Raw genomic sequence first — 13,712 nt, forward strand, 5'->3', positions numbered from 1 at the left:
AGGAGCGTGCCCATCTACACGTTACGTCTGACGACGTGTCTGCCCAGACTTCGCAGAATCGATTAAGCGCCATGCGCCGCCGGGGGGTCCGATGAAGAACACACCGCTCGATCTGTCACGCCTCGCCGCGATGGACGGCCGGCACGCGACACGGCTGCTCCAGCGGATCCGCGAGGCGGCGCTGGCCGGTGACCGGCCGCCGATGGCGCCGCGCCCCGTCATCGAGGCGTCGTGGCAGCGGATGCGGCGGCTGGGCGTCAGCCCCGACCGGCAGACCGGTTCGGTCGTGATGACGACGGAGGAGCTCGAGTACCGGCGCCGTACATCGGCCCTCACCGAGGTGGTACGCGGCGTCTGCGACAGGCTGACCGGCGTTGTCGACACGGCGCTGCAGATCCTGGTGGTCTCCGACGAACAGGGCCGGATCCTGTGGCGCGCGGGCAGCTCCAAGGTGATGCGGCAGGCCGACGACATCCGTCTGGAGGAGGGCGCGGCCTGGTCGGAGCAGGTCACGGGCACCAACGCCATCGGTACGGCGCTGGCCGCCAGGGCCCCGGTGCAGGTCCACTCGGCCGAGCACTTCGTGCGGACCCTGACCCGGTGGACCTGCGCGGCGGCGCCGGTGCACGACCCGCGCGACGGGCGGCTGCTGGGTGTGGTCGATGTGAGCGGCCCGGCGACGGGTTTCCATCCGACGACGCTGGCGCTGGTGACCGCGATCGCCAGGCTCGCCGAGAACGAGCTGCGGGAGCGGCATCTGCGGGCCGTGGAGCGGCTGCGCTCGATCGTGTCGCCGATCCTGTGCCGGATGGGCGGACGGGCCGTGGCCGTCGACACACACGGCTGGACGGCGGCCGTGACGGGGATGGCGCCGGTCGACCGGCTGCCGTTGCCCAAGTCCGTACGGCCGGGGCGGCTCTGGCTGCCGGCGCTCGGCATGTGCACCGTCGAGCCGCTGCCGGGCGGCTGGCTGCTGACCGTGGAGGAGGAGCCGCCGCCGGACGCGCCGAGCAAGGTGGTGCTGGATCTGAGCCGACCCCGGAGCTGGTCCGTGACGGTCTCGGGGGCGGCGGGAAGCTGGGCGCAGGAGCTGACACCGCGCCACGCGGAGCTGCTGTACGTACTGGCCGTGCACCGGGCGGGCCGGAGCGCGGCACAACTGGCGGCCGACGTCTTCGGGGACCCGACGCGCACGGTGACGGTGCGGGCCGAGATGTCGCGGGTGCGCCGTCATCTGGCGGGGGTGCTGGCCCACCGGCCGTACCGCTTCAAGGAGGAGGTCGAGGTGACGGTCGTACGCCCGGAACACCCGACGGACCTGCTCCCCCACTCGACGGCCCCGGCGGTGACGGAGGGCCGGACCACGCGTTGAACACGCCCCGCCACAGGTGCCGGGCTCGGGCGGTTTTGGCCGCACGAAAGCCGCATGATTCCCTGGCGACCATGAGCATCACTGTGACCACCTGGTCCCTGGAACAGACCTCCCCGGCCGATCTGCGGCCGGCCGCCGCGCCGGAGGGAGACGTACGGATCGTGCGGTCCGAGGTCCCCTCGGCGGAGTTCAGCCGGTTCCTCTACACCGCCGTCGGCGGTGACATCCGCTGGACCGACCGCCTCTCCCTGTCGTACGAGGAGTGGCACGAGGCCGTCTCCGGGCCGGGCGTCGAGACCTGGGTGGCGTACGAGAGGGGCACCCCGGCCGGCTATCTGGAGCTGGCCGCGCAGGACGACGGCACGGTCGAGATCGTGTACTTCGGACTGATCCCGGCCTTCCGGGGCCGCCGTATCGGCGGGCACCTGCTGTCGTACGGGGTGGCCCGCGCCTGGGACATGGCGGACCGCCGCCCGGAGCGCACACCGACGAAGCGGGTCTGGCTGCACACCTGCTCCAAGGACGGAGAGCACGCGATGGACAACTACCTGCGGCGTGGCTTCACCCTCTTCGACACGAAGGTGGAAGACGAGCCGGAGTAGGACCGCAACTGGGCCGCACACCCGCGCACGCAGCCCGCCTGCGGCTCGGCTCATCAAAGATCCCAGTGCACGCCTTGCCCGTCAGGCATCACATAGCTGACGGTCTGCTTGTGCGGTGTCGCCTTGATGGTGAACCACTCACGCCGTGGCCTGTGGAGACTCAGCCAGTGCTCGTACGCCTTCTCGATCGGCGCCCAGAGGTCCCGAGGACCGCGCGTGAGGACCGTGGGGGCGCCGGGCTCCGGGCCGCGATCCGCGACGCGCGCGTAGGAGCCGTCCTGCGGGTCGAAGAGGACGGTCACATGCCCGCCGTCGGGTCCCCGGTGATAGTCGCGCACAGTTGTCGCGGACATGTGCAGTTCGGCGAAGAACGAGAAGGTCCAGTCGTCCAGAACGCTTCCGGACAGATTCGAGTCGCGGTGCGCTCCATCCATTCGTTCAGGGATCTTCGCCGTCTCTTCCGGACCGGACAGGAGGGGCATGAACGCTGCCGGGGTGTGCATGATCCGCCCGGCGGCCGTCCCGTCAGGGAGTGTCTGAAGCCGGGCGATCATGCCTCCGGCCAGGGCTCCCTTGATCGGTACGACCATGAGCCCGCCCGGCGCGCACTGGTCGAACCACGCCGTGGGGATACGCCGCACCGAGCAGGTCGCGATGACGCGGTCGAAAGGGGCTCGGCCCGGGACACCCTCCACCCCGTCCGCGCACCTGACGTCGGGGGCCGGCCCCAGTGCGTCGAGCCGGGTCCTGGCCGTGGTCGTGAGACGTCTTGAGTTGTCCACGGTGGTGACGGACCCCCCGCCCACCAGTCGGCACAACAGTGCGGCGTTGTATCCGGTGCCGGTCCCGATCTCCATCACACGGTGGCCCGGCCGTACGTCCAGCGCGTCGAGCATGTCAGCCATGAGGCTCGGGGCGGTCGAGGACGAGGTAGGCACTCCGCTCACGCCTTGCGGCCCGGCGTCCTCCGCGTGCACTCCGTCCACCTCGGTGATGAGCGAGTCGTCCGAGTACACCTGCGCCAACCAGGCGTCGGCGTCCGGCGCCGTGCTGCTCCAGGGTGTGAACCGGTCCCCGTCTCTTCGATAGAAGACCGGGACGAAGGGATGACGCGGCACATTCAGGAACACTTCGGCCAGCCGGGCCGACAGCACGGCGCTCCCCCGTTCCATGCTCCGGACCAGGCCGATACGCGCTTCCAGGAGCCGCCCGCTGTCTTCCGATGGAGCTGTCACGTCTCCCCTTCCACATCGGCAACTGGGCGCCCGACACCCTATCTCACATAGCGGGACCCACCCGTCCACATCGTGGATCGTGGTGGACTGCCCTCAGATCCGCGTGCCAGGCTTCGCCCCATGTCTACGTCTGGAATTGCCTTGGTGAGTCGGCGGCACGTCGATCTCGGCCGCATGTCCAGCGCCATCTGTCGGGCGAGCTGAGCACCACAGCCCCCGCCGCTCTCCCCCGCTCGCTCCGCTCGCATCCTCTCTGCGCACCGCTGCGCCCGTCAGCCCACGTGTGCAGGTCAGAGCCGCCCTCCGTAGTCCCGAAGGACGTATTCAGCCATGGCTGCCACCCCTGAGAAGCCCGCTGCCGCCACGCCCCGCCGCAAGGTGAGCCGTCACCGCGGCGAGGGACAGTGGGCCGTGGGTCACTTCACTCCGCTCAACGCCAACGAGCAGGCCAAGAAGGACGACGACGGTCTCAATGTGCGGACACGCATTGAGACGATCTACTCCAAGGCCGGATTCGACTCCATCGACCCCGCCGACCTGCGGGGACGGATGCGCTGGTGGGGGCTGTATACCCAGCGCAAGCCCGGTATCGACGGTGGCAAGACCGCGATCCTGGAGCCGGAGGAGCTGGACGACAAATACTTCATGCTGCGGGTACGGATCGACGGCGGACGGCTGACCACCGAGCAGTTGCGGGTCATCGGCCAGATCTCGCACGAGTTCGGCCGGGACACCGCCGACATCACCGACCGGCAGAACATCCAACTGCACTGGATCCGGATCGAGGACGTCCCCGAGATATGGCGCCGGCTGGAGGACGTCGGTCTGTCGACCACCGAGGCGTGCGGTGACACGCCCCGTGTGATCCTCGGGTCACCGGTCGCGGGCGTGGCCGAGAACGAGATCATCGACGGCACCCCGGCGATCGACGAGATCAACGACCGGTTCATCGGCACCAAGGAGTTCTCGAACCTCCCGCGTAAATTCAAGACGGCCGTCTCAGGATCGCCGCTGCTCGACGTCGCGCACGAGATCAACGACATCGCCTTCGTCGGTGTCGAGCACCCCGACCACGGCCCCGGCTTCGACCTGTGGGTCGGCGGCGGTCTGTCGACCAACCCCAAGATCGGCCAACGGCTCGGCGCCTGGGTCCCGTTGGACGAGGTCGCCGACGTATGGGCCGGAGTGATCGGGATCTTCCGGGACTACGGCTACCGCCGGCTGCGTACCCGCGCCCGGCTGAAGTTCCTTCTCGCCGACTGGGGCGCCGACAAGTTCCGCCAGATCCTTCAGGACGAGTATCTGAAGCGGACGCTTGTCGACGGTCCCGCGCCGGAGCGGCCCGTGGCGGAGTGGCGTGACCACGTCGGGGTGCACCGTCAGAAGGACGGCCGTTTCTACGTCGGCTTCGCGCCGCGCGTCGGCCGGGTCGACGGCCCGACCCTGAAGAAGATCGCGGATCTCGCCGAGGCGCACGGCTCCGGCCGGGTGCGGACCACCGTCGAGCAGAAGATGATCGTGCTCGATGTGGCCGAGGACCAGGTCGACTCGCTCGTCGCGGGCCTGGAATCGCTCGATCTGCGGGTCAAGCCGTCGCCGTTCCGGCGCGGCACGATGGCCTGCACCGGTATCGAGTTCTGCAAGCTGGCGATCGTCGAGACCAAGGCGCGCGGCGCCTCGCTGATCGATGAACTCGAGGCCCGTATCCCCGACTTCGACCAGCCGATCACCGTCAACGTCAACGGCTGCCCCAACGCCTGCGCCCGGATCCAGGTCGCGGACATCGGCCTCAAGGGCCAGTTGATGCTCGACGGCGACGGCAATCAGGTCGAGGGCTACCAGGTGCACCTCGGTGGCGCGCTCGGTCTGGAGCCCGCGTTCGGCCGTAAGGTGCGCGGTCTGAAAGTCACCGCCGCCGACCTCCCCGACTATGTCGAGCGAGTTCTGACGCGCTTTCAGAAGGAGCGCGAGGCCGACGAGCGCTTCGCCACCTGGGCGGCCCGCGCGTCCGAGGAGGCGCTGTCGTGAGCGAGCGCGCCGCCCCGTTCTACTGCCCCTACTGCGGTGACGAGGACCTGCGCCCGAACGAACAGGGCCACGGCGCCTGGGAATGCGGGGCCTGCAACCGGGCCTTCCAACTGAAGTTCCTCGGGCTGCTGACCCGTGGGCTGGCGAAGGACGACGCGACGGACGACGGAGGGGTACGGATATGACGGCTCTGACGCAGACCACGGAGAGCGACAGCCAGAAGCACGCCGAACTCAAGGAACTCGCCGAACGCGCGGGCCGCGAACTCGAGGACGCCACCGCCCTGGAGATCCTGACCTGGGCCACCACCACCTTCGGCGCGCGCTTCTGCGTCACCTCCTCCATGGAGGACGCGGTGGTCGCCCATCTCGCCTCCCGCGCGCTGCCCGGCGTCGACGTGGTCTTCCTCGACACCGGCTACCACTTCCCCGAGACGATCGGCACCCGCGACGCCGTCGCCGCCGTGATGGACGTCAACGTCATCACGCTCACCCCGCGCCGCACGGTGGCCGAACAGGACGCCGAGCACGGCCCGAAGCTGCACGACCGCGACCCCGACCTGTGCTGCGCCCTGCGGAAGGTCAAGCCCCTCGAAGAGGGCCTGACGGCGTACGACGCCTGGGCGACGGGGCTGCGCCGCGACGAGTCGCCGACCCGCGCGAACACCCCGGTCGTCGGCTGGGACGACAAGCGCCGCAAGGTCAAGGTCTCGCCGATCGCCCGCTGGACGCAGGAGGACGTGGAAGCGTACGTCGCCGAACACGGCGTCCTCACCAACCCGTTGCTCCAGGACGGTTACGCCTCCGTCGGCTGCGCGCCGTGCACCCGACGTGTGCTGGCCGGCGAGGACGCCCGCGCCGGCCGCTGGGCGGGCAACTCCAAGACCGAATGCGGGCTGCACTGATGAGCGCGACGAGCACGGCGAACGCGACGAACGCCACCGAGCAGGGCGCGACGGTCTGGCTCACCGGTCTGCCCAGCGCGGGCAAGACCACCATCGCCGTCGAACTGGCGGACCGACTGCGCGCCGAAGGCCACCGCGTGGAGGTCCTGGACGGCGACGAGATCCGCGAATTCCTCTCCGCGGGCCTCGGCTTCAGCCGCGAGGACCGGCACACCAACGTGCAGCGGATCGGCTTCGTCGCCGAACTGCTCGCGTCGAACGGCGTCAAGGCGCTGGTGCCGGTCATCGCGCCGTACACCGACAGCCGAGAGGCGGTGCGCAAGCGCCACCAGAGCGAGGGCAGCGCGTATCTGGAGGTGCATGTCGCGACTCCGGTCGAGGTGTGCTCCGTACGGGACGTGAAGGGCCTGTACGCGAAGCAGGCGGCGGGCGAGATCAGCGGTCTCACCGGCGTCGACGACCCCTACGAGGCCCCCGAGGAGCCCGATCTGCGGATCGAGTCGCACACGCAGTCCGTGCAGGAGTCCGCGGCGGCGCTTCACGCGCTGCTCACCGAGAGGGGTCTGGCCTGATGACGACCACCGTCGCATCCGTCACCGAGGGCACCGAAGGCACCGAGGGCTCCGGCGGCAGCGTGGCGCCGTACGCCCTCACCCACCTGGACGCTCTGGAGTCGGAGGGTGTGCATATCTTCCGTGAGGTGGCGGGTGAGTTCGAGCGGCCGGTGATTCTGTTCTCCGGTGGCAAGGACTCCATCGTGATGCTGCATCTGGCGTTGAAGGCGTTCGCGCCGGCGCCGGTGCCGTTCACGCTGCTGCATGTGGACACGGGTCACAACTTCCCGGAGGTGCTGGCTTATCGGGACCGTACGGTGGCCGAGCACGGGCTGCGGCTGCATGTGGCGTCCGTGCAGGAGTACATCGACGCGGGGACGCTGCGCGAGCGTCCGGACGGCACGCGTAACCCGCTTCAGACGGTGCCGCTGACGGACAGGATCCGGGCGGAGCGGTTCGACGCGGTCTTCGGCGGCGGGCGGCGTGACGAGGAGAAGGCGCGGGCGAAGGAGCGGGTGTTCTCGCTGCGTGATGAGTTCTCGCAGTGGGATCCGCGGCGGCAGCGCCCGGAGCTGTGGCAGCTCTACAACGGGCGGCACGCGCCGGGTGAGCATGTGCGGGTCTTCCCGCTGTCCAACTGGACCGAGCTGGATGTGTGGCAGTACATCGCCCGGGAGGGCATCGAGCTGCCGGAGATCTACTTCGCGCACGAGCGTGAGGTCTTCGACCGCCACGGCATGTGGCTGACGGCGGGTGACTGGGGCGGTCCGAAGGACGGCGAGGTGGTGGAGAAACGGCGCGTGCGCTACCGCACCGTCGGCGACATGTCCTGCACCGGCGCCGTCGACTCCGAGGCCACCACGCTGGACGCCGTCATCACGGAGATCACCGCGTCCCGCCTCACCGAGCGCGGCGCGTCCCGCGCCGACGACAAGATGTCCGAGGCCGCCATGGAAGACCGCAAGCGCGAGGGGTACTTCTAAACATGACGACCAACGGGCATACGGCAACCGAGCAGTTGGCCGAGCAGTTGTCGACCACCACCCTGCTGCGCTTCGCCACCGCCGGTTCCGTGGACGACGGCAAGTCCACCCTGGTGGGCCGGCTCCTGCACGACTCGAAGTCCGTGCTCACCGACCAGTTGGAGGCCGTCGAGCGCGCCTCGCTCGGACGCGGCCAGGACACCCCCGACCTCGCGCTGCTGACGGACGGGCTGCGCGCCGAGCGCGAGCAGGGCATCACCATCGATGTCGCGTACCGCTACTTCGCCACCCCCCGGCGCCGGTTCATCCTCGCCGACACCCCCGGTCATGTGCAGTACACCCGCAACATGGTCACCGGCGCCTCCACCGCCGAACTCGCCGTCGTCCTGGTCGACGCACGCAACGGAGTGGTCGAACAGACCCGCCGCCACGCGGCCGTCGCGGCCCTGCTCCGCGTCCCGCACGTGGTGCTCGCCGTCAACAAGATGGACCTCGTGGAGTACGCGGAGCCCGTGTTCGCCGCGATCGCCGAGGAGTTCACCGCGTACGCCGCCTCGCTGGGCGTCCCGGAGGTGACCGCGATCCCGATCTCGGCGCTGGCCGGGGACAACGTGGTGGAGCCTTCGGCGAACATGGACTGGTACGGCGGGCCGACCGTCCTGGAGCATCTGGAGACCGTCGCCGTCAGCCACGACCTGTCCGGCTGCCCGGCCCGCTTCCCCGTCCAGTACGTCATCCGGCCGCAGAGCGCCGAACACCCCGACTACCGGGGCTACGCGGGCCAGATCGCCTCCGGTGTGCTGCGCGTCGGCGAGTCGGTGACCGTGCTGCCCTCGGGCCGTACGAGCACCATCGAGGGCATCGACGCGCTCGGCAGAGCCGTCGACATCGCGTGGGCGCCGCAGTCGGTGACGATCCGGCTCAGCGACGACGTGGACGTCTCGCGCGGCGATCTGATCGCGCCCAGCTCCGGCGTCCCCGCCAGTACGCAGGACGTCGAGGCGACCGTCTGCCATGTCGCGGACAGGCCGCTCACCGTAGGGCAGCGGGTGCTGCTCAAGCACACCACCCGCACGGTCAAGGCGATCGTGAAGGAGATCCCGTCCCGGCTCACGCTGGACGACCTCTCCCAGCACGAGGCGCCGGGACAGCTCGTCGCCAACGACATCGGCCGGGTCGTCGTCCGTACGGCGGAGCCGCTGGCGCTCGACGCGTACCGCGACTCGCGCCGTACCGGCTCCTTCATCCTGATCGACCCGGCCGACGGCACCACGCTGTCGGCCGGCATGGCGGGCGACTCGTTCGCCGCCGAACCGCCGCCCGCCCCGGCGGCGGACACCACCGCCGACGACGAGGGCTGGGACTTCTGATGCCCGTGGACGCATACGCGACGTTCGCGAAGGAGGGCGGCCGGGTCGGCAGCGGCGCCCTCGGCGCGGGGACGGGCGGGGTGGCGCGATGTGCGCGCTGACGTACGCGCACCGCACGCGCGCCCAGAGCACCCGCGAGACCGCCGTGTCACCGGCTGTCGTGTCACCGGCCGCCGTGTCACCGGCTGTCGTGTCACCGACCGCCGTCTCGCTGTCCGCCGTGTCACGCCCGCCGCATCTGTTCCGCCGAAAACCTGCCGACTTCCCGGCCACGCCGCCTCGTCACCGAGGGACGTGAGCACGGGCCGACGAGAGGAACACCTCCCGTGCCAGCCACCCGTACCACCCCACGCCACCGGCGTACCATCGCCGCGGTCGCGGTCCTGCCCCTCCTCGCCGTGGTGCTCGGCGCCTGCGGTTACGGCTCCGACAGCGAGAAGGACGACAAGGTCGCCCCCGCCGCCAACGGCGAGAAGATAGGCGGCCTGGACGAGGTGAAGATCGGCTACTTCGCCAACATCACGCACGCCACCGCGCTGGTCGGTCTCCAAGAGGGCCTGATCCAGAAGGAGTTGGGCGGCACCAAGATCAAGCCGCAGGTCTTCAACGCGGGCCCCTCGGAGATCGAGGCGCTGAACGCGGGCGCGATCGACATCGGCTGGATCGGTCCATCGCCCTCGATCAACGGCTACACGAAGTCGAAGGGCGAGAACCTGCGGATCATCTCCGGCTCGGCGTCCGGCGGTGTCTCGCTCGTCGTCAACCCGGACAAGATCAAGTCCCTGGACGATCTCGAGGGCAAGCGCATCGCGACGCCGCAGCTCGGCAACACGCAGGACGTGGCGCTGCTCAACTACCTGTCGGAGAAGGGCCTGAAGGTCGACGCCGACACCGGCAAGGGTGACGTCACCGTCATCCGCCAGGACAACAAGCAGATCCCCGCGTCCTTCGAGGCCGGTTCGCTGGACGGCGCGTGGGTGCCCGAGCCGACCGCGTCGAAGCTGGTCGCGGGCGGCGGTTCGGTGCTGCTGGACGAGAAGAAGCTCTGGGAGGACGGCAAGTTCGTCATCACGAACGTGATCGTCTCCCAGAAGTTCCTCGAGGAGCACCCGGACGTCGTCGAGGCGGTGCTGCGCGGCTCGGTGAAGACGAACGTCTGGATCAACGCCAACCCGGACGAGGCGAAGGCCGCGGCCAACGCCAAGCTCAAGGCGGACTCCGGAGCGGCGCTGCCGCCCGAGGTGATCGACCCGGCGTGGAAGAACGTCGACATCACCGACGACCCGCTGGCCGCCACGCTGAGCGAGTCGTCCGAGCACGCGGTGAAGGCGGGGCTCCTCGAAGACCCGCTGCTCGACGGCATCTACGACCTGTCGCTGCTCAACAAGGTGCTGAAGGCGGAGGGCAAGCCCGCGATCGACGACGCCGGTCTCGGCGTCAAGTAGTCATTCGAACAGCTCCGACCGCCCGCAACCGGACCGCCCCCAGGAGGTGCGACTCATGGCCACCACTCTCGTCAAGCAGGCCACCACGGTCGACACACAGACGTACGCCACCCGTCTCGACCATGTGTCCAAGTCGTTCGGCCGCCCCGGCGGCCGGCAGCTCGTGCTGGACGACGTCAGCATCGATGTGGCGCCCGGCGAGTTCGTGACCCTGCTGGGGGCGTCCGGCTGCGGAAAGTCCACCCTGCTCAATCTGGTCGCCGGGCTCGACCTGCCGTCGGCGGGGTCCATCGACGTCCCCGGCGGCCGGCCCGCCCTGATGTTCCAGGAGCACGCGCTGTTCCCGTGGCTCACGGCGGGCAAGAACATCGAACTCGCCCTGAAAATGCGGGGCATGCCCAAGGCGGAGCGGCGCGGCGAGGCCCAGCGGCTGCTGGAGCTCGTACGGCTCAAGGGCGCGTACGGCAAGCGGGTGCACGAGCTGTCCGGCGGTATGCGCCAGCGGGTCGCGCTGGCCCGCGCGCTGGCACAGGACAGCCAACTGCTGCTGATGGACGAGCCGTTCGCCGCGCTCGACGCCATCACGCGCGATGTGCTGCACGAGGAGCTGACCCGGATCTGGGCCGAGACGAACGTGTCGGTCCTCTTCGTCACGCACAACGTGCGCGAGGCCGTGCGGCTGGCGGAGCGCGTGGTGCTGATGTCGTCCCGGCCGGGGCGGATCGCGCGGGAGTGGCGCATCGACATCCCGCAGCCGCGCCGGATCGAGGACGCCGCGGTGGCGGACCTGTCGGTGGAGATCACCGAGGAGCTGCGTGGGGAGATCCGCCGACATGGCCAGCACTGACTCCGACGCGCCGGACACGAAGGTGTCCAAGGAGGACCTGGCGGGCCTGGAGGCCGGCCTGGACGCGCTGGAGACCAGGACCGCCGAGCGGGTGTCGCTGGGCAGCGTCCTGCTCTCCAAGATCGTCCCGCCACTCGTGGCGGTCGTCCTGGTGATCACGGCCTGGCAGCTCGCCGCCGCGTCCGACCTCAAGCCCGACTACGTACTGCCGGGGCCGCTCGACGTCTGGCGCTCCATCGAGAAGATGTGGCTGGACGGCACGCTGCTCGGCTATATCTGGACCAGTATCTCGCGGGGCGCGCTGGGCTTCGCCGTCTCCGTCGCCATCGGTACGCCGCTCGGGCTGCTGGTCGCGCGGGTCAAGGTGGTACGGGCCGCGATCGGTCCGATCCTGTCCGGCCTCCAGTCCCTGCCGTCCGTGGCGTGGGTGCCCGCGGCGATCATCTGGTTCGGCCTGACCGACGCGACGATCTACGCGGTGGTGCTGCTCGGAGCCGTACCGTCCATCGCCAACGGTCTGGTGGCGGGCGTCGACCAGATCCCGCCGCTGTATCTGCGTGCCGGGCGGACCATCGGCGCGACCGGTGTCAACGGCATCCGGCATGTCCTGCTGCCGGCGGCGCTGCCCGGCTATCTGGCAGGCTTGAAGCAGGGCTGGGCGTTCTCGTGGCGGTCGCTGATGGCCGCCGAGCTGATCGCCAGCTCGCCGGACCTCGGTACGGGACTCGGCCAGCTCATGGAGAACTTCCGCACCTACAGCGACATGTCCGGTGTGCTGGCCACGATCATCCTCATCCTGATCGTCGGCATCGGCATCGACCTGCTGTTCTTCTCGCCCCTGGAGCGCCGCGTCCTGCGCAGCCGCGGTCTCCTGGTCAGGAGCTGACACCCGTGCCCCGTAACCCCGGCCGACCCGTCCTCGTCGTCGTCGCGCACGGCAGCCGCGACCCCCGGCACGCCGCGACGGTGCACGCGCTGCTGCGCCGGGTGCGCGCGCTGCGGCCGGGGCTACGGGTCGAGGCGGGCTTCCTGGACTTCAACACCCCGTCCGTGCCCCGCGTGCTGGAGAGGCTGGACGCGGAGGGCGTACGGGACGTGGTGGCGCTCCCGCTGCTGCTGACGCGCGCCTTCCACGCCAAGTCCGACATCCCGGCCGTACTGCACGAGGCCCGCACGAGGCTGCCCAGGCTCCACGTACGACAGGCCGATGTCCTCGGCCCGTCGGCACTGCTGACGCAGGCGCTGGAGCGCCGGTTGTACGAGGCCGGGCTCGGGCCCGGCGACAAGGGCTCGACCGGGGTCGTACTGGCCTCGGCGGGCTCCTCCGACCCGGAGGCGATCGCGGTGATCGCTCATGTCGCGCGGGAGTGGCGGCGCACCGGCTGGTGTGCCGTGCGGCCCGCGTTCGCCTCCGCGGCCCTGCCGCGCACGCAGGACGCCGTGCGCGAGCTGCGGGCGCAGGGAGTACGTCGGGTGGCCGTGGCCCCGTACGTGATCGCGCCCGGCCGCCTGCCCGACCGCATCGCGCGCGGCGCGCACGAGGCGGGCGCGGACGTGCTGGCCGATGTCCTGGGCCCCGCACCGGAGTTGGCGCGGCTGCTGGTGCGGCGCTACGAGTCGGCGCGGGCGGCCAGGGAGGTCGCCGCGCTGTCGGCGTGACGTTCCGAACCGCACCGGCGGCACGCAGACCGTCCAGCGCGCTCATCCGAAGTCGAGGCCACCGGTGCGGCTGCGCTTCAGCTCGAAGAAGTCCGGGTGCGTGGCGAGGACCCGAAAACTGTCGAAGACACGGACCGCGTCCTCGCCACGCGGAATCGCCCGCAGAACCGGCCCGAACCAGACGGCCCCGTCGACATGGATGGTCGGCGTCCCCACGTACGCGCCTGCGGCCGGATCCCTGCCCGCGTCATGGCTGCGGCGCACGGCCTCGTCGTACGACGGGTCGTGCGCGGCCCCCGCGAGAGCGGCGGGCAGCTCCAGCTCGGCCAGCGCCTCGGCGACCACCGCGTCGAAGTCCTCCTGCTTCCGCTCGTGGATCCGGGTACCGAGTGCGGTGTAGAGATCCCGCAGCACCCCGTCCCCCTGCCGCTGCGCGGCGGCCACGGCGACCCGCACCGGACCGATGGAGCGGTCCACCAGATCGCGATACCAGTCGGGCAGCTCGTTGCCGACGTTGTGCAGATAGAGGCTCATCACATGAAAACGCAGGTCGAGCGGTCGCTGCCGTTCGACCTCCAGCATCCAGCGGGAGGTGATCCAGGCGAAGGGGCAGGCGGGATCGAAGTAGAAGTCGACGGTGGTGCGGTGTTCCTGATCACTCATGCCCAGAGGCTAGCCCGGCGGTGGCCTCGCCCTGCGGGCCATTCGTATGG

15 protein-coding genes are annotated in these 13,712 nt (G+C 70.2%); 13 read left to right on the plus strand and 2 right to left on the minus strand.

The window, feature by feature from the left end:
• Positions 1-91: 91 nt before the first annotated feature.
• Positions 92-1,372 (plus strand): GAF domain-containing protein, encoded by a 1,281-nt coding sequence (locus OG329_RS07080; protein ID WP_405793471.1) that lies wholly within the window; start codon positions 92-94, stop codon positions 1,370-1,372.
• A gap of 71 nt (positions 1,373-1,443) precedes the next feature.
• Positions 1,444-1,974: a GNAT family N-acetyltransferase gene (locus OG329_RS07085; protein ID WP_405793472.1), complete on the plus strand. Its 531-nt coding sequence runs from the start codon at positions 1,444-1,446 to the stop codon at positions 1,972-1,974.
• Between the two features lie 53 nt (positions 1,975-2,027).
• Here OG329_RS07085 and OG329_RS07090 read toward each other — a convergent pair whose 3' ends face one another.
• Positions 2,028-3,209 carry a methyltransferase domain-containing protein gene (locus OG329_RS07090; protein WP_405793473.1) on the minus strand — a complete coding sequence of 394 codons (1,182 nt, stop codon included), beginning with the start codon at positions 3,207-3,209 and terminating at the stop codon, positions 2,028-2,030.
• Between the two features lie 120 nt (positions 3,210-3,329).
• Here OG329_RS07090 and OG329_RS07095 point away from each other — a divergent pair, with 120 nt between their 5' ends.
• The 11 genes from OG329_RS07095 to OG329_RS07145 all read left to right on the plus strand — a co-directional run bounded on the left by OG329_RS07095 (position 3,330) and on the right by OG329_RS07145 (position 12,999).
• The gene (locus OG329_RS07095; protein WP_405801692.1) at positions 3,330-3,413 is read left to right on the plus strand and encodes a putative leader peptide; all 84 of its coding nucleotides are present in this window, start codon (positions 3,330-3,332) and stop codon (positions 3,411-3,413) included.
• Positions 3,414-3,539: 126 nt separating this feature from the next.
• Positions 3,540-5,237 carry a nitrite/sulfite reductase gene (locus tag OG329_RS07100; RefSeq protein ID WP_405793474.1) on the plus strand — a complete coding sequence of 566 codons (1,698 nt, stop codon included), beginning with the start codon at positions 3,540-3,542 and terminating at the stop codon, positions 5,235-5,237.
• Positions 5,234-5,422, plus strand: coding sequence for a hypothetical protein (locus tag OG329_RS07105; protein ID WP_405793475.1), 189 nt, complete (start codon positions 5,234-5,236; stop codon positions 5,420-5,422). Before OG329_RS07100 ends, OG329_RS07105 begins: the two co-directional genes overlap by 4 nt.
• On the plus strand, positions 5,419-6,141 hold the full coding sequence (locus OG329_RS07110; RefSeq protein ID WP_405793476.1) for a phosphoadenylyl-sulfate reductase: 723 nt from the start codon (positions 5,419-5,421) through the stop codon (positions 6,139-6,141). Before OG329_RS07105 ends, OG329_RS07110 begins: the two co-directional genes overlap by 4 nt.
• Entirely contained in the window at positions 6,141-6,713 is a 573-nt protein-coding gene (gene cysC, locus OG329_RS07115; RefSeq protein ID WP_405793477.1) for an adenylyl-sulfate kinase, read from the plus strand. Before OG329_RS07110 ends, cysC begins: the two co-directional genes overlap by 1 nt.
• Positions 6,713-7,678: a sulfate adenylyltransferase subunit CysD gene (gene cysD, locus OG329_RS07120; RefSeq protein WP_405793478.1), complete on the plus strand. Its 966-nt coding sequence runs from the start codon at positions 6,713-6,715 to the stop codon at positions 7,676-7,678. Before cysC ends, cysD begins: the two co-directional genes overlap by 1 nt.
• Before the next feature lie 2 nt (positions 7,679-7,680).
• Positions 7,681-9,048, plus strand: coding sequence for a sulfate adenylyltransferase subunit 1 (locus tag OG329_RS07125; protein WP_405793479.1), 1,368 nt, complete (start codon positions 7,681-7,683; stop codon positions 9,046-9,048).
• Between the two features lie 326 nt (positions 9,049-9,374).
• Entirely contained in the window at positions 9,375-10,493 is a 1,119-nt protein-coding gene (locus tag OG329_RS07130) for an ABC transporter substrate-binding protein (protein ID WP_405793480.1), read from the plus strand.
• Positions 10,494-10,548: 55 nt separating this feature from the next.
• Positions 10,549-11,340, plus strand: coding sequence for an ABC transporter ATP-binding protein (locus OG329_RS07135; RefSeq protein WP_405793481.1), 792 nt, complete (start codon positions 10,549-10,551; stop codon positions 11,338-11,340).
• Positions 11,327-12,226: an ABC transporter permease gene (locus OG329_RS07140; RefSeq protein ID WP_405793482.1), complete on the plus strand. Its 900-nt coding sequence runs from the start codon at positions 11,327-11,329 to the stop codon at positions 12,224-12,226. Before OG329_RS07135 ends, OG329_RS07140 begins: the two co-directional genes overlap by 14 nt.
• A gap of 5 nt (positions 12,227-12,231) precedes the next feature.
• A complete protein-coding gene (locus OG329_RS07145) occupies positions 12,232-12,999 on the plus strand; it encodes a sirohydrochlorin chelatase (RefSeq protein ID WP_405793483.1) in 768 nt (255 codons plus the stop codon).
• 42 nt (positions 13,000-13,041) lie between these two features.
• On the opposite strand, the gene OG329_RS07150 is transcribed toward OG329_RS07145, so the two are convergent.
• Positions 13,042-13,662 (minus strand): DsbA family protein, encoded by a 621-nt coding sequence (locus tag OG329_RS07150; protein ID WP_405793484.1) that lies wholly within the window; start codon positions 13,660-13,662, stop codon positions 13,042-13,044.
• Between the last annotated feature and the right edge of the window lie 50 nt (positions 13,663-13,712).

The sequence above is a fragment of the Streptomyces sp. NBC_01506 genome (assembly GCF_045040295.1).
Classification (GTDB): domain Bacteria; phylum Actinomycetota; class Actinomycetes; order Streptomycetales; family Streptomycetaceae; genus Streptomyces.

What these genes read in the sequence shown, in the direction of transcription:
- cysD (WP_405793478.1), top strand. Translation starts at nt 6,713, where the DNA reads ATGACGACCACCGTCGCATCCGTCACCGAGGGCACCGAAGGCACCGAG.
- OG329_RS07140 (WP_405793482.1), top strand. Translation starts at nt 11,327, where the DNA reads ATGGCCAGCACTGACTCCGACGCGCCGGACACGAAGGTGTCCAAGGAG.
- OG329_RS07150 (WP_405793484.1), bottom strand. Translation starts at nt 13,662, where the DNA reads ATGAGTGATCAGGAACACCGCACCACCGTCGACTTCTACTTCGATCCC.
- OG329_RS07125 (WP_405793479.1), top strand. Translation starts at nt 7,681, where the DNA reads ATGACGACCAACGGGCATACGGCAACCGAGCAGTTGGCCGAGCAGTTG.
- OG329_RS07095 (WP_405801692.1), top strand. Translation starts at nt 3,330, where the DNA reads ATGTCTACGTCTGGAATTGCCTTGGTGAGTCGGCGGCACGTCGATCTC.
- OG329_RS07100 (WP_405793474.1), top strand. Translation starts at nt 3,540, where the DNA reads ATGGCTGCCACCCCTGAGAAGCCCGCTGCCGCCACGCCCCGCCGCAAG.
- OG329_RS07110 (WP_405793476.1), top strand. Translation starts at nt 5,419, where the DNA reads ATGACGGCTCTGACGCAGACCACGGAGAGCGACAGCCAGAAGCACGCC.
- OG329_RS07135 (WP_405793481.1), top strand. Translation starts at nt 10,549, where the DNA reads ATGGCCACCACTCTCGTCAAGCAGGCCACCACGGTCGACACACAGACG.
- OG329_RS07085 (WP_405793472.1), top strand. Translation starts at nt 1,444, where the DNA reads ATGAGCATCACTGTGACCACCTGGTCCCTGGAACAGACCTCCCCGGCC.
- OG329_RS07080 (WP_405793471.1), top strand. Translation starts at nt 92, where the DNA reads ATGAAGAACACACCGCTCGATCTGTCACGCCTCGCCGCGATGGACGGC.
- cysC (WP_405793477.1), top strand. Translation starts at nt 6,141, where the DNA reads ATGAGCGCGACGAGCACGGCGAACGCGACGAACGCCACCGAGCAGGGC.